Genomic DNA, 23,257 nt, shown 5'->3' on the forward strand with positions numbered 1-23,257 from the left:
TAATGATAATCCATGTGTTTCACAATATTCCCATCCTTATCCTTCACATTCATTAACCGCTGGAAGCTATCATACTCGTAAGTCGTTGTCTCTCCCTTCGTATCTGTTATACTCGTTATACCAGAAAGTGTATTGTGCTTGAATCTCACGATCTGACCTTTGACTAGCCCTGCATTAGACAATAAAGGCGAGAGAAAATTATCCACATTTATGCTGCTAGGATTCCTGGTATTCCTGAAGGCTTCGATGGTTGATGCCCCGCCCAAGGCATTAGTAACAGTGGTATAATCAGCATTAGAAAGTTGCGCCACGAGGTGATTGCCACCGTATCCCCATATATAAGTCATCGGCGGTCCATTTTCCTTTTGCAGGGAAACCGGCGCTCCATGGGTATCATATTGCATATACCTTAACCTAGTTTCTTCCGCGAAGGCAAGTGTTTTGGTGATCACCGTTTCGGGGGCATATAACATCCCTGACCAGTTCCTGTATTTTGTTTTTCTCAAAAAAGTTTGTGTCGTGCCTGTAAATAATATTTCACTAATAACAGGTTTTATGATATTCTTACTTAACATCCCGTTGTAAACCACGACATCCTCACCTGCAACGACCATATCATTAGGGTAGTTATACTGCGTTTTGAGTTCCACGTTTTTACTGTTGACTATACTGGATTGTTTTAGATAATAGTATATTGGGTCGTACGTATTCGTAGTAGTCACCGCAGTGGTCAGATTATTGGATGAATAATCGGTAAGAGTGCTTTGTATCAGTTCACTCCTTCCGGCTATTGGCGTAAAGCTGGACATCAAAAAATAATAGGGATCTTGTTTAGGATCGATATGATAAACAAGTGGGGTGCCCTGGGGTACTTTCGGCCACAGGAAACGAACAGGAGCGATGCTGATAGACCGGAAGTTCTCAACCCTGGTAGGATTAGAGGAATAGTTATCCGTTACAGAATTATAAGTATTCTCAGTTTTTTTTAACAGTGTATTATTAGCGTCATATATCTCTTCGGATTTCAACAGACCGTAGTTCCAATCGGCATACTCTACCGGGGTAGAGGGGAAATTTTCCAAAAGCGTTGGTGGCTGATCCGCGAAAGAAGTAAACGTTCGGACGGTTTTTCCGATATAAACCCCATTCTGACCATTTTTTTCTATAATGCGCTTATAAGTTACAGGGCTTCCATTGATTACCGGTAGATCGTTGACCGATGACGAGGTCCGGATAATATATCCATAACCGGTAAAATAAGCAGGGGCCTCATTGCTGGTTTCGTCATATTTATAATCATAATCAGCCAGATAAGTGTAAACCGGCCTATATCCAAGCGCCCCCGAAGAGGTAGTGCCATCTTCCAGCACATACTGATATTCACGAACAGTAGCAGGAGTAGTATTGGGTAAATAATCTGTTATTTTTTTTGCTCTAATCCCGCCCACATAACGTTGCACATGGCTCAATACAATTTGTGAACTTGACCCTGCATTGATCTCCCGCCATCCGATCTCTACATAATCATCATAACCAGATAAGTTTAGTGTATAACACTTTACCGTATAGGTTGCCCCTTTAATCAGATTAGTAATACTAAAACTGAGCGTTTGCTGATTAATATCACCAGAAGGAAAAGGGAGTATCTTAGTTACCAGGAGTTGATTGGAAGGATTATAAAACTCAAATTTAATTCCGCAGCCAGATGAAGTACAGGCTGTAGCTGATGGATTGCCCTTGATAGTAAAATCCGTACTGGTGTTATTTTCGCCCTGGAAAACAAAGGGAACCGTTGCCGATGGGTTAATAGAACTGCTTACACCGCTACTCGTACTCCTGTCTGTAAACGGAGGCGTTTGTACGGTAACCGTTTCATTTTGATTGAGCCAAACATCCTTGGCAGTATTGGCCTCCATCTCAAATACGGTATACCCCCCTGTCGGATAGGTTATCTTAGTGAGACTTCCTGCTTTTACCCTTTCCGGATCAGTATCCCGGTTCCCACCTAAAAATTCCCGAAAGGGTGGATATTGTCCACCTGGTGCACGAAAATATTCGTGAGGAATCAGGTCGTTACTGGGATTGTTATTATAATACCCCCAATGATCCTTGTTGTTATTAAAGCGTTGAGGCAACGCGGGAGAGTTCACATATTCAAATAAATAAGGCTTCAAGGTATTCGATTCAGTGCTGCCGAATTGTTGAACGGATTGTAAAGTGGCCCTTCCGCCCAGGGAATAATCCTGGGCTAATAAAAATCCATAGGACATTCCGCCTTTACTCAGGATGATCTTTTGGAGCAAGTTATCACTGGAACCCGTGGGTACATCTTGTCTAATAGTTGGATTATAAAGGAAACTCACCGTATTATCATCCGGAAAAGTAATCTTCTTTATTCTTTTCCCTTTGATATCTACTGATGAAGGACCGCCCATATACGCGCTAAGACCTAGTCCATCGTTGGTTACCGGCAAGGCTATTGTTTGACTGTAAGATATTTGATGATTGGAGAGCAGGGTATTATCATATTCTATTTGGATATAATCCGTACCAGCAGGGTTAAAAACTTTAGTCAGGAACCAGGAAGAAGTGTGATTACCTTGATAGCCGTATTTACTGGTGGTAGTAATCTCATAATCCTCAAAGGAATACTGATACCCCATTTCATCAGTAATAATAAATTTGCTGATGACGGGCTTATTGTTAACCTCCGTAATAAATTTTTCGATCTTTAATCTGGATTGATCCAATAATAGGATATCGTTATTTTTACCCAACACGAAACTACCGCTGCGTCCGTTAAAATTAAAATTGAAGATATCATTTTGGGTATCGATCAGGCCGGAGTTCATTCGGTAAAATAATCTTTCGGCATGTGGTGTGTCGCCTGAGCCGTTTCCTTCGGTATTATTGGAAGGCATAGATCGGTATAGGAAGCCATCACCGGGTAATTCATCATAAACACCTCTTACAGTCCGGGTGATTACCCCACCGGCATTTAAGGACCAACCCAGGCCAACAGTAGAGGCCATTTCATCCACTTTAATCCCGCCGGCATGATAATCCAATGAGATCGTCATGCTAATACCGAAATTTCCCCCGGGCCAGGTATAAATGGGTATCCCCACCTGTGGAATCCCTGTTGACTGATTGACCTGGATATTCCCCGGTTTCGTAATGGCGCTGGCGTTGGGTGATGCAGGGATCACATTTTCAAAGGTTGGTGTGAGGGTTATTGGGTTTGTTTGGGCCCATACACTCGGCAAAAATAATACTGTAATTAACAGAAAAATAATAAGGCGTGAGCGGTATACATAATATACTTTCATAATGCAGGAGTTTGTATAAGATTAAGTTATGGCAATTTATCGTGATCATACTACTGGTCATGGCAAGAAACCAGTAACAGGGGGTTGTTATTTATCCTTGGCGATCATTTGTTCCAGTTTTTGAAGCCGTTTGTCCTGAGCTTTTTGCACTTGTTGCTGCTGTTCAATTTGCTCTTGCTGCTTTTTCAATTGCTCTTCCTTTTGTATCAGGTAAAGAGTCAGCTCTTCTACCTTCTTCATCAATAATTTATTCATCTCGCTTACGTCAAGCCCTTTCTTGATCATTTCCAGTTCGGAAGGTATTTCTGGTAAATGTTGATTCTCTTCGATATATGCTTTTACTTCATTTAACGGTCTTAGTTGATAATCTTTTTTAAATACATAATCCGACCATCCGTTTAGATCGATCAATACGGATTTGGAATGAATTGTGCCATTCACTGACAACTTTTGATCTGGAGTAAGCGTTCCGACTCCGATATTTCCTCCTCCATCAATAACAAGGTCATTTCCATAATACCACTGGCTTCCTGTACCAAGTTTATCAAACATTCGCCTTGTTCCTAAAATCATTTTTCCTGTGGCATTACCATTGCCCGCATTTCCTGCTACGGTTATTATTCTTGCTTGTCCCCACACATTAGAGCCGTCTGTGTTAGCAGGAATAACGAATTCCAATTGAGCTCCTGTAGTTGTGGACCTGCCTCCTGTATTTGCCTGAATCACCAGACCATCGTTGTTAATACCAACATTATTACCACCACCATCTATTGAAACACCATTTCCAACTATATGAAAAATTGCTCTTGGTAAGGTAGTACCGATACCCACATTTCCATTGTATAACCAAGTCATTGCATGCCGATCAGGTATATCATTGATATTGCTTCCTCCATTTATAAATAAATCTAACTGAGACCCCGATGTACCCGGTCCTCCATGCCCTATTCTAAATTCCGCACTTTCGTTATAAGAATAATTGGGAGTTCCGTATCTTGAAAGTTTAAAAACCGATTTCGTTGGTGCCTGAACACCCCCTGGCTTGCTGGTTGATGGTTCGGAAATATGTAGATTACTTGCTGGTGATGTTGTACCAATACCAATGGAATTGGTGGTTGAAGTAACAGTGCCGTTAGTTGTCCACTGGGCATGTACTAAAGGTGAAAAGCTTAAAAATAAGGACAGTGGAAAGATGAGTTTCTTCACGATGTAAGACGACGGTTAAGGGTTTGATTAAAAATGTATAAGCAGAATCAATCTGTATAGATTAATACTAAGTTGTTATTGAATGAATAATATTGTTTGATTGAAGCCTTATGGTAGGGATTTCTTACTGTGATAATGTGATCATATTGCAGGATTAAGGTGACTCAAATATAATTATTTATCATTCCAAACAAATACAGATGATAAAATATTCATATTGTTCATTGTAACAGTTAATAAACACTTGTGAATTGTTTTTGGGACCATCTGTGAAGAGAGAAGGCACGGATTCACACCATCCTTTATTTATAATTTGGTGTATCTTCATCGAACTATACAAATATCGGTGCTATTATTTATTTAGATGGTGACACTCCTTTGTCAGTCAAACTTAATAAGGAAAAGTCTGATCTTGGATAATAAGGAGCTTGCTATTAAATCCTTGTTTCGCTCGTTCGATCCCAACTGATACCACAAAAAAAGTATCAACTTATATCAAAACCTGTAAATTGACAATTTACAGGTTTTTTGTTTAGTCCAAATGCCAAGCAACACGAGGATATCTGATATCTATTTCATAACTACCTATCCTCTTTACTTGCGGAACAGTTTTAACTTCAATCCTAATTCAAATGCACCGGCTGTATAACCACTAAGCTTTCCGGTTTCAAGGTTATAGGTGAAGTTAAAAGCATAGGCTTTCTGGTCAAACACCAAACCAAGGCCTGTACTTTGATTGCTATGATAGATGGCTTGTAACGATATAAAGTAATTACTCATGGTGAAGTTAAAACCGGCATCAACAATATCCTTAGCGCCTTTAACTTTACGATAAGCAGTAAGCGGCTCTATCAGCAAATCGGTATAACCACTGCTTATATATATTTTATAACTGGCAGCTGCAAAAAACTCGACCCTATCTACATCTATACGTTCAATGGAATTTCTAAAAAAAGCAGCTTTTAGGTTAGGAATAGCCCCTTCTAAAAATAAATTCTCACTGGTATAAGCTATTCCAAAATCACCATCTATATAAGGTTTTGCCTGGTTGTACCTGGCTATCTGCTCGTCAGTCTCATCCCCTACTACCTTGTCGAGATCAATACGCCCGTCATTCACACCCAAGGAAAGACCAAAATTCAGTTTCTGGTTATGATCGCCAAGCGGCAGGTGATAGGCATAAGTACCCATGGCACGGGTTTGCCTGATCAACCCCGACTGATCGTCGGTTACATTCAAGCCCACACCTACCCTATCCGTTGCATGATAATCAGCTGTAAGTGTTTGTGATTTTGGTGAACCAGGAAACGTGTTCCATTGCTGGCGATAGCCTAAATTAATATTGAGCCCCTGATCCAAACCAGCCATAGCGGGATTAATCAGGTACCTGTTCTGGAAATACATAGATTGAAAAGGATTTAATTGCGCCCTGCTACACAATGTAAAACATGTAAGGAGCGCCATTAACAACAAAGGCTTTTTAAAACTTATATGATGATGTTGTTTAAGGTTTTTCATTTTATTTATAGTTTCTTTTGATCTTCGGTTTTTCTTGTTGCTCTGATTCTGATTGGTTTATCTATCGTGGATAATGGTGATAAATCCTTTGAACTGGCGTTTTTGCGGCCCCAGGTCAACAATGTAATAATACGTTCCTTCTGTTAGTGGGGCGCCGCCATAGGTTCCATTCCAGTCGTTGGTGTAACCATGTTTGGTGTAAACTGTGCGTCCTGCCTTATCAAAAACCGTAACCGTGTTATTAGGAAAAAGCTGAATATCGGCTATTACCCAGGTATCGTTCTTGCCGTCGCCATTGGGGGTAAGTATATTGCTGGCTACAATACTCTTTTGATCCTCGCCCCTGTAAACAACCAGCGTATAAGTATTCTTAGTAATATGATCCTGAGCCGTTACTATGATATTGATGGTGTTATTACCAACGTTAAGCGGAATAAAGAATGACTGCCGGTCATTTGGTGCTGAAGATCCGTTAATAGTCGCTGTAGCCGTTGGATCAAAAGTGAGTGTAAGACGTACTCCTTGTATTTCGTTATCGACCTGCGCATTATAACTGAAATTATCTGAATTAAATGAAGGTGTTAAGGTACCGTATGTTGATACCAGATTGATCAGTTTAGCATTGCTGAGTGCTATAACCGTTAGCTTACCCGATACATAATTAAAGGAGTAATTGGCTGCTACGGCACCGCTTGCTGTAATCGAATATGAACCCGGTAATGAAGCAGAATTGGCAACGGTAGCCAGCACAGGCAACTTGGTTAATGCAGCCTGATCATCGCCGTTCACAAAACCGCTGTACACTGCGGTGAACGCCGGATTAGCCACACCGTACAAACGGCTTTTATCTTCGGCTGTAATGGTTAGCATAGCTTTATTAATGGTTAATGTTCCGGCTATGTAAACAATTTGATAGTTTGCAATGGCAGCCCCACTTACCGTTATAGGGTAAGTTCCAGCTGAAGATGATTGTGTCGCAGTTGTAGCGATAGCTGGCTGTGTAGTTAAGTTACTGGCACTTTCACCATTTACAAATCCGTTGTAGCTGATGTTTAGTACTGGATTAGCCGAGCCGTAAATTTTGCTGGCATTATTAGCGGTAATAGTGAGCGTTCTTAGCGTAATAGTCAGGTTAGCTCCAACATAAGTTAGTGTATAATTACTATTGAGTGCCAGACTGCCTTGCTGAATAGCATATGTACCTACGTTCTCTCCTGCAACACGGGTAAGTGCACCGGTAAATTTATCTGTGCCTACTAATGCGCCGGTAGTGATAGCATAAGTTAGTGCAGGATCAGCAGTACCGTAAACTTTGCTCTGTGCAATGGCCGTAACAGCGATAACTGCTTTTCCAATAGTTAGATTTGCGCCTGCATAGGTTAGCGTATAGTTACTATTAAGTGCAAGGCTGCCTTGCTGTATGGCATAGACACCTACATTTTCACCCACAACACGAGTAAGTGCACCGGTAAATTTGTCTGTCCCTACCAATGCGCCGCTGGTAACAGCATAGGTCAGGGCCGGATCAGCAGCACCGTAAATCTTGTTTTGTGCATTGGCCGTTACTGTGATAGCAGCTTTTCCGATGGTCAGATTTGCACCAGCATAAGTCAACGTATAGTTACCATTAAGCGCCAGACTGCCTTGCTGAATAGCGTAAACCCCTACGTTTTCACCTGCTGCACGGGTTAACGCACCAGTGAATTTATCTGTGCCCACTAATGCGCCCGTCGTGATCTTATAGGTCAACGTCGGATCAATTGTACCATAAATTTTGTTTTGCGCATCAGCGGTAACTGTGACAGATGCTTTGTCTATAGTTAGGTTAGCGCCAATATAAGTCAGTGTATAATTACCGTTAAGCGCCAGGGTACCTTGTTGAATGGCATAAGTACCTACATCTTCACCTGCAGCCCTGGCCAAGGCGCCGGTAAATATATCCTTACCTACCAGCGAGCCATTGGTGATACTATAAGTTAGCGCCGGATCCACTGTTCCATAGATTTTGCTCTGTGCATTAGCTGTAATTGCGATAGCGGCTTTACCAATGCTAAGATTAGCTCCTACATAAGTCAACGTATAATTATTGCTAAGAGCCAGGCCACCTTGCTGAATAGCGTAAATCCCTACGTTTTCACCTGCTGCACGGGTTAACGCACCAGTGAATTTATCTGTACCCACTAATGCGCCACTGGTGATCGTATAGGTTAAGGCGGGATCAGTAGTTCCGTAAATTTTGTTTTGTGCATCGGCCGTAATCGTGACAGCGGCTTTGCCAATACTAAGATTAGCACCAATATAAGTTAGTGTATAATTACTATTAAGCGCGAGTGTGCCCTGCTGAATAGCATAGGTACCTATGTTCTCCCCTGCAACACGGGCTAGCGCACCGGTAAATTTATCTGCGCCCACTAATGCACCGGTTGTAATCTTGTAAGTCAGTGCAGGATCTACTTCACCATAAATCTTTGTTTTTGCATCCGCAGTAACAGTAATTGCGGCTTTACCAATCGTTAGGTTAGCGCCTGTGTAAGTCAGTGTGTAATTACTGCTCAAGGCCAGGCTGCCCTGCTGAATAGCATAAGTGCCTACATTTTCGCCGGCTGCACGGGTAAGTGAGCCGGTAAAGGTATCCGCAAATTTTAACGCTCCGCTGGTGATCTTGTAGGTTAGCGCAGGGTCGGCTTCACCGTAAGCTTTGGTTTTCGCATCGGCGGTAACAGTGATGGCCGCTTTACCTATGGTGAGGTTAGCGCCTGCGTAAGTGAGGTTATAATTGCTGCTGAGTGCCAGGGAGCCTTGCTGAATAGCATAAGTACCTGCGTTTTCGCCTGCAGCACGGGTAAGCGAACCAGTAAAAGTATCCGCAAATTTTAAGGCTCCGGTGGTGATCTTGTAGGTCAATGTTGGATCAACATCGCCATAAGCTTTGGTTTGCACATCGGCGGTTACCGTGATAGCGGCTTTACCAATGGTCAAATTAGCGCCCACATAAGTAAGCGTATAATTGCTGCCGAGCGTCAAAGTACCTTGCTTAATGGCGTAAGTGCCCACGTTTTCACCGGCTGCACGGATAAGCGAACCGGTAAAGGTGTCCTTGCCTGCCAGGGCACCGCTGGTGATCTTATAAGTTAAGACAGGATCGGCATCGCCATAAGTTTTTGTTTGCGCATCGGCAGTTACGGTGATGGCCGTTTTGCCAATGGTGAGGTTAGCGCCTACATAAGTCAATGTATAATTGCTGCTGAGCGCCAAAGTACCTTGCTGAATTGCATAAGTGCCCACATTTTCGCCCGGAGCACGGGTAAGCGAGCCGGTAAAGGTATCCGCAAATTTTAACCCTCCACTGGTTATCTTGTAGGTCAATACCGGATCAGCATCACCAAAATTTTTACTTTGCGCATCAGCAGTAACCGTAATGGCTGCTTTACCAATCGTGAGGTTTGCGCCCACGTAGGTTAGTGTATAATTGCTGCTGAGTGCCAGGGTACCCTGCTGAATAGCGTAAGTGCCTGCGTTTTCGCCGGCGGTGCGGGTTAACGTACCGGTAAATTTATCAGTACCTACCAACGCACCATTCGTGATCTTATAGGTCAGTGCCGGATCAGTTGTCCCGTAAATTTTTGTTTGTGCATCAGCCGTTACGGTGACTGCCGCTTTACCAATGCTCAGGTTAGCACCAACGTAGGTTAGGGTATAATTACTGCTGAGTGCCAGGCTGCCTTGTTGTATGGTGTAAATACCTGCGTTTTCACCCACAGCGCGGGTAAGTGCACCTGTAAACTTATCTGTACCTACCAATGCTCCGCTGGTAACCTTATAGGTTAGTGCAGGATCAGCTGCACCAAAAGCTTTGTTTTGTGCATCGGCGGTTACCGTGATAGCGGCTTTACCAATGGTCAGGTTAGCACCTGCATAAGTGAGGTTATAATTACTACTAAGCGCCAAAGTACCTTGTTGAATGGCATAAGTACCTGCATTTTCACCTGCAACACGTGTAAGCGCGCCGGTAAAGGTATCCCCCAATTTTAGCAGCCCGCTGGTGACTTTGAACGTCAGCGCCGGATCAACTGCACCGTAAGCCTTGGTTTGTGCATTGGCAGTTACCGTGATGGCTGCTTTACCAATGGTCAGATTAGCACCAACATAAGTCAGCGTATAATTGCTGCCGAGCATCAAAGTACCTTGCTGAATAGCATAAGTACCCACATTTTGGCCTGCAGCACGAGTAAGCGAACCTGTAAATGTATCACCGGGCGCCAATGTACCGCTGGTGATCTTATAGGTTAATACCGGATCAACATCACCATAAGTTTTGGTTTGTACGTCGGCCGTTACGGTAATGGCCGTTTTGCCAATGCTGAGGTTAGCGCCTACGTAAGTAAGATTATAATTGCTGCTGAGGGCCAACGTACCTTGCAGAATAGCGTAAGTACCTGCACTTTCGCCCGGAGCACGTGTAAGAGCGCCGGTAAAGGTATCCGCAAATGCCAGTCTTCCACTGGTAATTCTATAGGTCAGTACCGGATCAGCGGCACCAAAAGCCTTTGTTTGCGGATCGGCAGTGACGGTTATGTCGGCTTTATTAATGGTAAAATTAGCGGTAACGAAAGTCAGCGTATAATTATTATTGAGTGCCAAACTTCCCTGTCTGATGGCATAAATGCCCGCATTTTCGCCGGGTACACGGGTCAGGGAGCCAGTAAATGCATCTGTGCCTACCAATGCGCCTGTAGTAACTGCATAGGTTAAAGTAGGATCGACGTTGCCATAAATTTTATTTCCCGCATTAGCGGTAATCGTAATAGCAGCTTTACCTATGGTAATGTTCCCGGCAACATAGCTAATGGTATAGTTCGCCGGGTTAAATGTACCTCCGGTAGCAGCGCTCGGCACAATAGAACCGGTATATGTATTTACCGCAGCCCCGGCTGCGGCGCCCGTTCCATAAGCAAGGGTTACACTGCCGATGGTTTCTGTACCTACTAGTCCTGTTGAGGTAAAGGCTGTAGACCCTGCTCCCCCAGTAAGGGTTTGGCCGTATGTTTTTGTTTGATCGGTTGCCGTAATGGTCAATGCCGCCTGAGTTACAGTTAGTACACCCGGTTTATAAATAAAAGTATAGTTTGATGATACCGCACCGCTGGGTGTTATTGGATAAGTACCTACCGGCGAATCGGTTACCACGGGAGTTGTTAAAGTGGGGGCTGTTATTAAACTTCCTGCATTATCGGTGCCTACAAAACCACTGTAGCTTACTCCTAATAGCGGAACAGTAGCCCCGTAGATTTTAGAGGCATTATTGGCGGTAACTGTTAGTGCTGCCGGTGTTACCGTTAGCGTTCCCGACTGATAAACAATGGTGTAGTTTGATGACACTGCACCGCTCGGCGTTATTGGATAAGTGTTCACCGGCGAATTGGCAACCACCGGAGTGCTGATAGTAGGCAGTGTAGTTAAGCTGGAAGGACCGTCGGTACCCACAAAACCACTATAACTTACCGTCAGGATTGGAACAGGTGCGCCATATGTTTTGGTAGAGCTGTTGGCTGTTATCGTTAAAATTGCCTGCCCAACGGTGAGGGTGCCTGCTGCATAGGTGATACTATAGTTAGCTGCACTGAAAGTACCACCAGTTGCCGCGCTCGGCACTATCGAACCGGGGTACGCTCCCACTGCAGCATTGACCGCAGCCCCCGCACCATAAGTAATGGCTACGCTGCCGATGGTTTCTGTACCTACCAGGCCGGTTGACGTAAAATCAACAGAGCCGGGACCACCGGTAAGTAAGGTTCCAAATGCTTTCCCTTTATTATTGGCTGTAATGGTCAGGGCCGCCTTATTCACCACAATATCACCGGCCACATAATTAATAGCATAGTTGGCCGGTGTAAATGTTCCGCCGTTAGCAGCACTGGCCGTTACCGAGCCGGTGTAAGTATTAACCCCGGCATTGGCAGCAGCACCTGTACCGTAAGCAAGGGTAACATTACCAATGGTTTCTGTGCCAACCAATCCGGCAGTGGTAAATTCTGTAGTTGTGGCTCCGCCGGTAAGCGTTTGTCCATAAGTTTTGGTTATATTTTTAGCAGTGATAGTCAATTTTTTAGGGTTAACTATACTGGCGGCCGTTGCTACATTTACATTGCTTGCACCAGAGCTGCTTAGTACCACATTGCCCGAGTAAGTACCTGCGTTATCGCCGGCAATCAGCCTAATGTAAACTGGTGTTGAAGAAACATTTCCGGCTGAGCCGATGGTCACCGTAGGGCTGAATGTGGCGTTATCTACGCTCACCTCAAAGCCAGTTGGCGCGGTAACCAATATACCAGCAGTAAGATTTATACCCAATACACTAAATGTACCAGGAGCTGAAGCCGTGCCGTAGGTGGTGTTTAAAGCTGATAATGTACCGGTTGCATTGATATTCGACAGAGCAATACTTACAGCTTTACTCACCGGGTTACTGTTCAAAGTACCATCATTTACCGAAAAGGTGATGGTTCTTACGTTTGCGGTAGGGGGCGAATTCAGGTTTCTGTAAGCTATTGAACGTAATGCAGCCTGCCATTGTGCAACAGTGGCCACTCCACTCGGCGATTGCAGAGACAATATCCCCACGAGATTGTTATAAGAGCCTGTAATATCACCCGTGGCACCGCTGGCTGTAAACACCAATCGGTCTTCTGCTGAGTGCAGACCACCGGTAATGGTAACTATACCAGAAGCTAAAGTGCCGCTATCATCAGTTACCGTAATTCCCGGATCTATAATAGCATCCGAACCTGAAAATACAGTTGTGCCTGCAGATGCCGTTAATACCGGGGCTGAGTTGATATGCGTCAGCGTTACTGTAACCGTGTTGCCATCAACCTTGCCATCATTAGCCTTGTAAGTGAACTGATCGTTAGCCGTACTGGTTGAACTGTAAATAAAACTGCCGTTTGAATTTAATGTCAGGGTACCGTTAGCAGGGCCAGATACCAATATGGCGGTAAGAGGATCACCGTCGGCATCGGTATCGTTACCTAAAATGCCGGGAGCAGGAATGGTTAAGGTCACACCGGTACTAAAACTATAATTATCGGCCACCGTTACCGGTGCGTGGTTAGCAGCAAGCGTAGTAAAAGCTTTATCGGCGCCATAGGCTGTACCAATGCTATTGGTAGCATAAGCCCTCACATGGTATGTAGTACTACCGGCCAAGCCCAGGGCGTTTACAGAAATAGCACCGGTACCGGTGCCATTGGTCATTTTAGTATTAGCAATAGTAGGGTTGGCCGTGGTAGCATAAACCACCCCTTTTTCGTTTACCGTAGCGCCGCCATCAGCAGTTACATTGCCAGATAATGTGGCCGAATTGGCGGTAACCGCAGCCGGATCGCCCGTGGTTACTGTTGGTATTACTGCCCCGGTGGTAATAACCACATCGTCAATACCAACGCCAAAGGCGGCAGGTTGATCAGAAGTGAACCTGATTTCATCAATATTGACGAAAGCCCCTAACTGCGATTCCGGGATATTCACCAGCGTTATTGAGCCAAGAGAACCTGTTGATGTCGATCCCTGCTCTCGTCCGCCCTTGTAAGCATGAAGCGTAATTACCTGATTACCTCCGGCAGCAGCACCTACCGATGTTGGTGTAACCGATATGCTCTTCAACGTAAATAAAGCACCAGATGCCGTTAATAAGCGGGCAAAGCTAAATACCGCATCGGTACCCACTTTTTGCATCCGGATGTAAGGATTTCCACCCAGAGCCGAAGACAGGATACGCTGTTCGCCGGTTCCCTGGCACTGCAGTACCCAGCCATTGGCTACGCTGCAATTAGCAGTAGTCAGATTAAGGTTGGCTAAACCATTGTTATCGGCCAGTATGGTGCCCGAAGTAGGAAAACATGACCAGTCGAAAGTTTGGGCCGATGTCCGCAAACTGGTCATAATACTTAAAAGGCCTATACAAAAAATGAGTAAATGTTTTTTCATTTTACTAAGGTTGATTAGTAAGACCGATGCCTTATGATAATCGGGCTTGAATAATTTTATGATCGTTTTTAGTTGGTTTCTGCTGTTGTATAGGTTAAATGCGGCACGCTGTTTGCAAAACTTTGCCCGCTTTTAAAACCATAGGCACCGGCAAACCTGCCCGGTATATAATTATTGTGCATCTTAAAAAAGTTAATATTTAATAAGCGTTCGCCTTTGCACATTACTGCAAACGTGCGCTTATTGATAATAATAGTACCCGATGGATAAGAGTAGTTATTGGTTAAGCCCACAGATGCATCCAGTATTTTTAATTCCAGCCCGTTAATAAGTGCAACAGCCCCCATGTTCCAGGGGTTACAGGCCTGGATAGTATCTATGATCTCTGTGGCCTCCATTTCTTGCCAATTAATAAAAACATCTTTTAGCTCAGGCCGTGCATAATACGCCGCCAGGCTTTCATCCTGTTCAATAAGTGGTAATCTATTACCGTTGTTAACACCATTAAGTATGGCCAGCACGCCTTGTATCTGTAACTGGCCAAACAGTTGATGAACGTTATCGTAATTATAATGCGGCTGATTGGGTATGTTTTGCTGCCAGATGACTGGTCCGCTGTCTAACTGGTCTGTAAGCTTGTGAATGGCCAGTCCAATTTCCTGAACGCCTTTTCGCAATTGCCAGAAAACCGGCGACGGCCCACGAAATTGAGGCAGGGCGCCAAAATGAATGTTATAGGCGCCGTGTGGTATTTGTTCCAGATATTGTGTTTTAACAATGCTGCTATAACCTGAAAAAAAAACGATATCATGTTGTTGCAGCCAGGTATAAAGGTCGGCTTTATCGTGCTCAAATGTAAGTCCAATGCCGGCAGCATTACAATAGCTCACCGTTTCGGGCACACTGTTATCAGGTGCCGTTGAATTACCTACGTAAAGCATAAGCCCTGCTTTCGCCTTATAATGATATAAGGCCGAAAGCAGGGGCATATACAGTGTTGCTGAGTTGGATACAATACCTATTTTCATCAGTTTACTGTGCCGTATATTCCATTAGTTGCGTGATGGGAATATCCCCTCCAGCGCGATAATAAAAGTTACCGCCAGGTATGGCTGCATATTATTATGAGGCAGGCTTCCACCTGTTGGGCCGATGGCATTAGGAGCCATAACCGTGTTAACTCCGTTTGCAGCTGTGAAATTTATTGGGTTACCGCCAGCATCCGGGTCTGTTGAAGTAGCCAGTACACCACTTGTTGGGGAAGGTTGACTCCCGGTGTTAGTACTTGCATTAAGTGCATGAGTGTGTATTGGTATCTGCGAGTTTATCAATGTCACGTTTTCATCGCCTGCCCGCTCGCCGATAACTCTGTTAGTTAAGCCGGGCCCCTGTCCCCAATGTATGGGTGCGCGTCCGCGCAGGTCGGGTAAGGCAAAAGTTGTTATGCCATCGCCGCCATAAAATGTGCCCAGAATAGAAAAAAGTGCACTGTACCTTGCTATTGGTAAAAGCTGACCGTTACAAAGTGCCCAGCCACGTGGTGCAAAATTGCCCGCAAATAATGAAATGGTGCCTAAAAATGGATTGTCCATAATTTTAAAGGTGATTGGTTTGGTTATTGGGTTTAATTAATTGAGATACTATAAAGGATAGATTCCTTACGACAAGACATACCATGCCCGGGCATACTTAATAAAGTATGATACCAGTACGTAGGATGATCTTAAGATAACAAGGGGATGTTTTGAGTGATCTTCATGTTTAAAAAGGGTTAGGGTTTATTATATAAATATAGAGTAAATATAATTATATTTAATATTATAATTTTCAGTTCTTTTTATTCACTTTCCTCAATGTCAATAAATAGCAGCCCAGCAATTGAATTATATAGTAACAATATACTAATATTAAATTTATCTTAAGGCAACCTAAGAAGTGGTTATTTGAAAAGCATGCAACAGATTATGAAATCTGACGTCAGAAGCGTAGTTCTATGAATCACTCACTTATTGCAACTTTTTTCCCTTTTATTGGCCAGGTTGATTTAAGCGGTTATCTTGTGATCGTTTTCATCCTTTGTATCCTGGCAGTTATTGGATTTGAATTCGTAAACGGGTTTCATGATACCGCCAATGCAGTAGCAACGGTTATTTATACCAAAGCCCTGAAGCCTGTTTACGCAATCCCCTGGTCTGGCACCTGGAATTTCCTGGGCGTTTTTCTGGGTGGTGTAACCGTTGCTATGGGCATTCTGAAACTGGTGCCACTGGATAAATTGATGACCCTTCCTATTAGCGTGGGTGCCTGCCTGGTTTTATCTGTACTATTAGCGTCTATAATCTGGAACCTAGGCACCTGGTATCTTGGCATTCCCTGCTCCAGCTCGCATACTATGATTGGAGCAATGATTGGCGCAGGCCTGGCCTTTACCTGGTACTATAATGGCCCCGGGGTAAATTGGGGAAAAGCCGAAGAGATTGGATCATCGCTAATCCTTTCGCCCATTATTGGCTTTGGCGCAGCTGCTTTGCTCATGCTGTTTCTGAAGCATGTAACCAAATCACATGCGCTTTTTCACATTCCCACTGGTGAGAATGACCGGCCGCCTATCCACATCAGAATATTGCTGATCACAACCTGCACATTAGTGAGCTTTTTCCATGGCAGTAATGACGGACAAAAGGGTGTGGGTTTATTTATGCTGATCCTGATCGCATTTCTGCCTGCCCGCTTTGCTGTCAATCATGCTATTCCGAATAGTAAGATATCTGCCGCATTGAACCAAACCGAACAGGTAATTACTAAGAAATTAGAAAGTGATGCATCTAAAAATATAGTATTAACAAAATTGATGGAGGCGGTTAATCAAACCAAAACTTACCTGGCCGAAAAGAATGAAAAAGAGGTGGCCAAAACTTACCGTTACCGTAAACAGGTAGAAAGCGTTGTTAAAGATATCAGGGCATTGTTAAAAGATAAGCAGGTAACTTTATCCATGGAGGAAAAGGAAAAACTTAAATTCGCTTCAGACGAACTGGAACATGTTACCGACTTTGCCCCCATATGGGCTATCGCTACCATATCCCTTTCACTCGGATTAGGAACCATGATTGGTTGGAAAAGGATTGTTGTTACCATTGGAGAAAAAATAGGGAACGAACATCTAAACTATGCCCAGGGTGCTACCTCCGAGATAGTTGCAGCTTCAACCATCGGACTAAGTACAGCGTTCGGCCTCCCGGTTAGTACTACACACGTCTTGTCCAGCGGTATTGCAGGTGCCATGGTTGCATCGGGAGGTAAGGGTAATCTTAACAATAAAACCCTTAAAAACATTGCATTGGCCTGGGTATTAACTTTGCCTGTAGCTATTCTTTTAGCGATGTTGCTGTTTATGTTATTTCATTTGTTTATATAGATAATTATCCTAAAATGAAACAGATCCTGGTTGCCTCTGATTTTTCGCCAAGTGCCGCAAACGCTATGGAGTATGCGATGTCGCTCGCGGTATTATTAAAGCTGGAAGTATGTGTTATTCATGCTATTCACCCAACCGAGGGCATTAATAACAGTATTTATAATGCCATTTTTATTGAAGACTATTACCGCAATAAAAGAGAAGCATTAAAGGCCTGGGCAGCGGTTTATACAGATAAAGACGAATTTAAAAGTGTCAGTGTAACTACCCGGTGCGATATCGGTTTTTTAAAAAATGTCATCACCCATTATATAGACAATTACCCTGTCGAACTCTTGGCTATGGGTATTACCGGCGCCACCGGTTTGAGTGGTATTGTTGGCAGCAATGCCAGCATGATGGTAGCCAGGGTAAAGACCCCCACATTGATCATTCCCCTGGAAAGCCGGTTTCCGGATATTCCGGCTATTACGCTGGCAACCGATTATGAAACAAAGTTGTCGCCAAATGATGTTACCGCGCTCAACGAAATGATCAAAGCCTTCCATACCAAACAAATGCAGGTATTGTATGTGGACGAAAAATCGGATGTGAAACATATTCAAACCGGAGAGGCCAGACTTAAAGAACTTCTCCCGCATACCGAACTTATATTTAATTACCTGAAAGACAGCACGCCACTCAGCGGGATCATGGAATTTATTGAAGAAAACGAAACCGATATTCTCTGCCTGGTTAAACACCACCATAACATTATATACCGTTTATTTAACCGGAGTACCGTTAACCAGATCATGAGCCGGTCTGTTAAAGCCATCCTTGTACTGCATGAATAATGAATTATACTACCCCTGTCATAAAAAAAGACCAGCCGGACGATACTTTTAAAACTCAACCGTTACCGGAACCCATAGGTAAATACCCTTATCATCTCCTTGTAGATGATATTCTACCAGTTGCCAGCCCCAATCAAATGGATTTTCACCTGGTTGGTGATACGGGCGGCACAGGTAATCCCGAAGCCCGACAGGAAATAATTAACCAAATGAGCCTGCAATATGCCCCAGGAAGTTTTTTATATCATCTTGGTGATCTGGTTTATCATTACGGGGAAGCATCTCAATATGCTGATCAGTTTTTTAAACCTTTTGAAAAATACCCCGGACCAATTTTCGCTATAGCGGGCAATCATGACAGCGATGTAAACCCGGACAGCAAAAATCCATACCAAAGCCTGGATGCTTTTACCGCTGTATTTTGCGATAATGAACCCCGGCGTGTTGTTTTCAGCGAGGAAAGTAAAAGACAAAGCATGACCCAGCCCAATATTTTCTGGACGCTGGAAACACCCCTGGCCACCATCATCAGTTTGCACACCAATGTACCAAAGTATGGTGCAGTTTCGGCAGAACAGGAGAATTGGTTCCATAACGAGCTGAAGTCGGCACCATCAGATAAAATGCTGATTTTATGTTTACACCATGCACCATATTCTGCCGATATCAATCATGGTTCTAGCCTACCCATGATCGATATACTGGAAAATGCTTTTAATAGTACAGGTGTACGACCAGATATTGTTTTCAGTGGTCATGTACATAATTACCAGCGGTTTCATAAATCATATGCAGATGGCATAGAAGTACCTTATATCGTTTCGGGCGCAGGCGGCTTTGATGAATTGCACCGTATTGCCGCACTGGATGACAGTCGTTTTGAACCCCTTCCCTTTCCGGGAATTTATCTGAAATCTTACTGCGATGATGAGCATGGATTTTTGCAAATCAGTATTACGCAAACTGGCGATCAATTACAACTAACTGGTAAATATTATTCTGTCAGGGTTGGTGCCCCTTCCATATTACGTGATATTTTTACCGTGCACAAAGCTTAGCCTATTAAAAATCGAGAAATATCGCCGTATAAAATAATTATGCAAACGTTTGCGTGATAATCTGATACCTGTTTTACGCTCCGTTAAAATTCCATATGCAAATACCTCTTTTCTAAGTAGTTTTACCAGCAAACAGCTCAGATCATTAACAGTTGAGCCCCATAACATCCATATTTACTACTGACATTCTTATTATACGCTCTTAATTTACGCAAACGTTTGTGTAACCATAATAATACAAAATCACATCTTTTTGATTTACATTCACTTATGTGTTAGATAGGTTATAACACTGTTATTACGCAAAAATGCTGGCAGCCCTAATGTCCGGCAATTTAAAAAAATTGGCTGCTATCCAGAGTGAGACCTGGATATGGTTGATTAAGTGGTTAGTATAAGGACCCTTTTTAGGAAGGGTTCTTTTTTTGACCTTCTAAACTATCCATTTAAACCCCTTTTGTAAGAAGCGATACCGGGCTATATCAAAGCGCTTTTAAAAGTTACTATACCAATTTTACCGACACCCCCTTTAAAATCAATTATGAAAGAAAAATTTATTTCCCTAATCGGGCTTTTCGTGCTTTGCATGTCAGTGCTGGCATTCACACAATCTTGTAAAAAAGATAATCAGGCAAAGGCTCCCACAAATAGTACGATTAATAGAGCCGTAACCAACAGCACTAATACTCAAAAATTCATTGCCTACTTTGTAACAGATGGACGAAACCCCACTTATAAACTGACTGATATTCCTGACGGGGTAGACATTGTGGTTTTGTTTGTGGTTAAACTTCCAAATTACATTGATACTGTAAAATATCCGGCCAGTGGAGGCTACATCGGCGCTTATAAATCCTATGGTGCTTTTTATGGTGATATAAAAAAGCTGCAGGCACGTGGTATTAAGGTAATACAAAACATTGATGACGACTCCAGCTGGCAAACTACAAAACCTGCCGGATACGCCAGCGCATCTGCCTATGCTTTAAAAATGAAACAGGTATTGCTTGATCAGTTACATTTGGATGGAATAACTTTGGATGTAGAACACAGTGGTACGCCACCCTCTCCAATTCCTGCCTTCCCGGCATATAATAAGATTGGTTATTATGGTTGGTATAGTTCAAGCATGGCTGCCAACGCAAACTACATCAATTGCATTAAAGAAATGACAAAATACTTTGGCACCACGGCCAGCAATGAGTTGGAAATAGCATCGGGCCTGGATTGTTATGCCTGGAACAATATTGCCAGCAATTTTGTAAACAATTTTACTTATTTCGGCGTACAATCTTACGATGGTAATTCAGCCCGTACCCAGTTAATGAATAATTATGCTACGGGTACCAATAAAATACCATCGGCAAAAATGGTTTACGGCCATAATGCGGAAACTGCAAGCTCTCAAAGTGATGCTGTTGATATTGCTAAATGGACACCAACCCAAGGCCAAAAAGGTGGTGTATTTGTTTATGCCTTTAACAGTGATCCTACAGGTTATGGAGCTGCGGTTTTGACCGCAGTAAAAGGTAAATAATATCGTTAAAAATAATCAACATCAAAAATTTAATACCCATCATACTGATAAAGGTGCATTAAAGTTTAAAATGACACAAGCCCGGCTAAAATCTCCGGGCTTGTTTTTTTGTATAAAGTTTAGGTTGTATTTATCTTTTGATTGAGGACACGGTTTTAAACCATAACCAAGGGATATAACGATCTTTGCTTAAATCGTTCTGTTGCACCTTTATTAGCAAATTGCTTAAAATGTGCCATGTTTTCGATATCATTTAATCGCTGGCTCATACTCTTATCCATATTTAATTTACGCAATACCTGGAAATCATCCCGTAAAAGATCGTTCTTTTGAAGTAACCCTTCAGTCAAAGCGTCTTTAATAAGCTCGGCCAGTTTCAGGTTGGCGTATACGTGCTCCGGCTTTTTAAAATAAGCCTCATTTAAACGCCTAAACTGATTTTTGATCCAATCACCCGCTTTTTCGGACTTAACGACCATGCAACCATCCTGGATGGTGAGCTCACTGATAAAGTTCCTGATTTCGGTTAAACCGATAAAGCCAGCCTGGTATAAATCTCTCAAAGTATAATCTACCCGGTCGGCACAAAGCCCGGGGAGCGGCTGCTCCAAAATGGTATGGGCATGCTTAAATAAGGTAGTGCTATCGAATCTGTATTTTTTGAGAATAGCAGGAATTTCTGAGCGATTGATCACCTCATCAAATATGGTTTCGTGATAATCTTCCTTGATGTTTTCAAACACATAATCAGCTACGTGCGAGAAAGCAGTATGTGAAACATCGTGCAGTAAAGCAGCTATTTGTTCTTCGATACCTCCACCAAAATGCTTTACCAGATAAAGTACGCCAACAGAATGCGCATAACGAGTTTGATTTAAAGCCGGGTTTATCAGAAATATCGCTCCTCCCTGATGAATATTTTTTAACCGCTGTACAGGTGCCGACAAGATCAATTCTTCCAGCACTGGCCCTACCTCAAAATTACCGTAAATCTTATCCTCAATCTTCATATCACTTTTTTATATCTGTTAAAAAAATCGGGTATTGCCCCTCCGATTCTGTGATACAAACCTAAATTAAATTTTATTAAAATACTAATATTTTTAGCAATTATTTATGAGTTTAAACGTTTATCAGTGCTATAGACAAAGTAAAAAGTCGCCGTGATTTTTTTCAAGGCGACTTTTTATTATTAATAATTAATTGCGCATCAGTTACTTACCAGTTATTTTCACTTTTAACTCTTTACCAGCAATATCTTCCCAACGGTAATAGTGAAATGTTTTATCGTTACTCATCACCACAAAAATGCCGTGTTTAAAAGTATCATTAAGCGGGGTGGCCACCACATCTGAGCCATCACTTTGCTGGGCAGCTACATTGGCAATTTTCAGCAGTTTATGTTCAAAAGGATTGGCTTTTGTTCCTTCGCGGCTAAAGATCTGGAAACGGTTGGCTCCCTGATCAGATACCAAAATATAACCTGTTTTGTCTGTCAGTTTATAAATAGAGATGCCCTCATGGTCAGCCTCAAAACCAGATGTACCAAATATGGCCAGTTCTTTATCCCCTTTCTCCGGATCGGCATAGTACTGGCGCACGCCAACCTGCTCATCGGAATAATAAATATAGCCCAACTCATTATCAACAGCAATGGCTTCGATCTCTTTTTTGCCGCTGTATTTGCCAAACTTGCGCACCAGAGTAGCTTTAACATTTCCAGTACCGTCGTCTTCTAACAAATACTGCCACAGGTAACTGCCATCTTTCGGTCCATTTTTACGACCGGCTACAGCGTACATCTTACCCGCTTTTGAAGTGTATATAGATATACCCATCAAGTCGCGGTATTCAAAACCTGTTTCGCCAACAAATGCGTCAATACCACCATTATCTACCGGTTTCATATCCGGCAGGGAAAATATCCGCAACTTATGGGTCATACGTTCGGTAGTAATAACAATATCAGTAGGCTTGCCACCTAACATCAGGCCGTAAGCCAGATCGACATTGTTTGGTCGTTTTAAACCACGTACCACTTTATCTTTTACAATTTTTCCTTGCAGGTCAAATACATAAAGTGCTCCTTCGCTATTTTTATCAGTACCGATAATCAGGCTTTGAGCCGGATCTGCAGGGTTTACCCATATCGCGGGATCATCCGTATCAAATAATACAGGCTCTGTAATAATAACTGGTTTAATAGCTTGCGGGGAAACTGCAGGCATTATATTCCCCTTATGATCACGTAACTGGCTCTGGCCATAAGCTGTGTTAAACAACACGATGCCCAGTGATGCCAATAAAAAAGTGTTTAATTTATTCATCAATTATATTTCAAAATGTCCTGCATAAGCAGGGCTATAGAT

The 23,257-nt window shown here is 42.9% G+C and carries 12 protein-coding genes; 4 read left to right on the top strand and 8 right to left on the bottom strand.

All coding sequences use genetic code 11. From position 1 onward, the window contains the following. The 6 genes from G7092_RS28970 to G7092_RS28995 all read right to left on the bottom strand — a co-directional run. Positions 1 to 3,329 (bottom strand): RHS repeat domain-containing protein (locus tag G7092_RS28970; protein WP_166095609.1); only part of this gene is annotated, 3,329 nt, incomplete at its 3' end. A gap of 87 nt (positions 3,330 to 3,416) precedes the next feature. Beyond that, positions 3,417 to 4,535, bottom strand: a complete 1,119-nt coding sequence (locus G7092_RS28975) for a hypothetical protein (RefSeq protein ID WP_166095611.1) — start codon at positions 4,533 to 4,535, stop codon at positions 3,417 to 3,419. A 594-nt stretch (positions 4,536 to 5,129) separates the two neighbouring features. Then, positions 5,130 to 6,053: a PorP/SprF family type IX secretion system membrane protein gene (locus G7092_RS28980; protein ID WP_166095613.1), complete on the bottom strand. Its 924-nt coding sequence runs from the start codon at positions 6,051 to 6,053 to the stop codon at positions 5,130 to 5,132. 57 nt (positions 6,054 to 6,110) lie between these two features. Beyond that, positions 6,111 to 14,039, bottom strand: a complete 7,929-nt coding sequence (locus G7092_RS28985) for an MBG domain-containing protein (protein WP_166095616.1) — start codon at positions 14,037 to 14,039, stop codon at positions 6,111 to 6,113. Between the two features lie 68 nt (positions 14,040 to 14,107). Then, a complete protein-coding gene (locus tag G7092_RS28990; RefSeq protein ID WP_166095618.1) occupies positions 14,108 to 15,067 on the bottom strand; it encodes a methionyl-tRNA formyltransferase in 960 nt (319 codons plus the stop codon). A gap of 24 nt (positions 15,068 to 15,091) precedes the next feature. Next, a complete protein-coding gene (locus G7092_RS28995; RefSeq protein ID WP_166095620.1) occupies positions 15,092 to 15,631 on the bottom strand; it encodes a phage tail protein in 540 nt (179 codons plus the stop codon). A 401-nt stretch (positions 15,632 to 16,032) separates the two neighbouring features. Here G7092_RS28995 and G7092_RS29000 point away from each other — a divergent pair, with 401 nt between their 5' ends. The 4 genes from G7092_RS29000 (at position 16,033) to endOF3 (ending at position 20,888) form a co-directional block, all read left to right on the top strand. Continuing rightward, positions 16,033 to 17,457, top strand: a complete 1,425-nt coding sequence (locus G7092_RS29000; protein ID WP_166095622.1) for an inorganic phosphate transporter — start codon at positions 16,033 to 16,035, stop codon at positions 17,455 to 17,457. Between the two features lie 14 nt (positions 17,458 to 17,471). Then, positions 17,472 to 18,293 carry a universal stress protein gene (locus G7092_RS29005; protein ID WP_166095624.1) on the top strand — a complete coding sequence of 274 codons (822 nt, stop codon included), beginning with the start codon at positions 17,472 to 17,474 and terminating at the stop codon, positions 18,291 to 18,293. Beyond that, positions 18,293 to 19,351, top strand: coding sequence for a metallophosphoesterase family protein (locus tag G7092_RS29010; RefSeq protein ID WP_166095626.1), 1,059 nt, complete (start codon positions 18,293 to 18,295; stop codon positions 19,349 to 19,351). Before G7092_RS29005 ends, G7092_RS29010 begins: the two co-directional genes overlap by 1 nt. Before the next feature lie 541 nt (positions 19,352 to 19,892). Next, positions 19,893 to 20,888: an endo-beta-N-acetylglucosaminidase F3 gene (endOF3, locus tag G7092_RS29015; protein ID WP_166095629.1), complete on the top strand. Its 996-nt coding sequence runs from the start codon at positions 19,893 to 19,895 to the stop codon at positions 20,886 to 20,888. Positions 20,889 to 21,043: 155 nt separating this feature from the next. Here endOF3 and G7092_RS29020 read toward each other — a convergent pair whose 3' ends face one another. Together G7092_RS29020 and G7092_RS29025 are read right to left on the bottom strand one after the other, a co-directional pair. Beyond that, the gene (locus tag G7092_RS29020) at positions 21,044 to 21,898 is read right to left on the bottom strand and encodes an HD domain-containing protein (protein WP_166095632.1); all 855 of its coding nucleotides are present in this window, start codon (positions 21,896 to 21,898) and stop codon (positions 21,044 to 21,046) included. A gap of 204 nt (positions 21,899 to 22,102) precedes the next feature. Beyond that, on the bottom strand, positions 22,103 to 23,215 hold the full coding sequence (locus G7092_RS29025; protein ID WP_166095634.1) for a phytase: 1,113 nt from the start codon (positions 23,213 to 23,215) through the stop codon (positions 22,103 to 22,105). Positions 23,216 to 23,257: the final 42 nt, after the last annotated feature.

Origin of the sequence: Mucilaginibacter inviolabilis, from assembly GCF_011089895.1 — a bacterium.
GTDB classification, from domain to species: domain Bacteria; phylum Bacteroidota; class Bacteroidia; order Sphingobacteriales; family Sphingobacteriaceae; genus Mucilaginibacter; species Mucilaginibacter inviolabilis.

What these genes read in the sequence shown, in the direction of transcription:
- G7092_RS28980 (WP_166095613.1), bottom strand. Translation starts at nt 6,053, where the DNA reads ATGAAAAACCTTAAACAACATCATCATATAAGTTTTAAAAAGCCTTTG.
- G7092_RS28985 (WP_166095616.1), bottom strand. Translation starts at nt 14,039, where the DNA reads ATGAAAAAACATTTACTCATTTTTTGTATAGGCCTTTTAAGTATTATG.
- G7092_RS28990 (WP_166095618.1), bottom strand. Translation starts at nt 15,067, where the DNA reads ATGAAAATAGGTATTGTATCCAACTCAGCAACACTGTATATGCCCCTG.
- G7092_RS28995 (WP_166095620.1), bottom strand. Translation starts at nt 15,631, where the DNA reads ATGGACAATCCATTTTTAGGCACCATTTCATTATTTGCGGGCAATTTT.
- G7092_RS29000 (WP_166095622.1), top strand. Translation starts at nt 16,033, where the DNA reads ATGAATCACTCACTTATTGCAACTTTTTTCCCTTTTATTGGCCAGGTT.
- G7092_RS29005 (WP_166095624.1), top strand. Translation starts at nt 17,472, where the DNA reads ATGAAACAGATCCTGGTTGCCTCTGATTTTTCGCCAAGTGCCGCAAAC.
- G7092_RS29010 (WP_166095626.1), top strand. Translation starts at nt 18,293, where the DNA reads ATGAATTATACTACCCCTGTCATAAAAAAAGACCAGCCGGACGATACT.
- endOF3 (WP_166095629.1), top strand. Translation starts at nt 19,893, where the DNA reads ATGAAAGAAAAATTTATTTCCCTAATCGGGCTTTTCGTGCTTTGCATG.
- G7092_RS29020 (WP_166095632.1), bottom strand. Translation starts at nt 21,898, where the DNA reads ATGAAGATTGAGGATAAGATTTACGGTAATTTTGAGGTAGGGCCAGTG.
- G7092_RS29025 (WP_166095634.1), bottom strand. Translation starts at nt 23,215, where the DNA reads ATGAATAAATTAAACACTTTTTTATTGGCATCACTGGGCATCGTGTTG.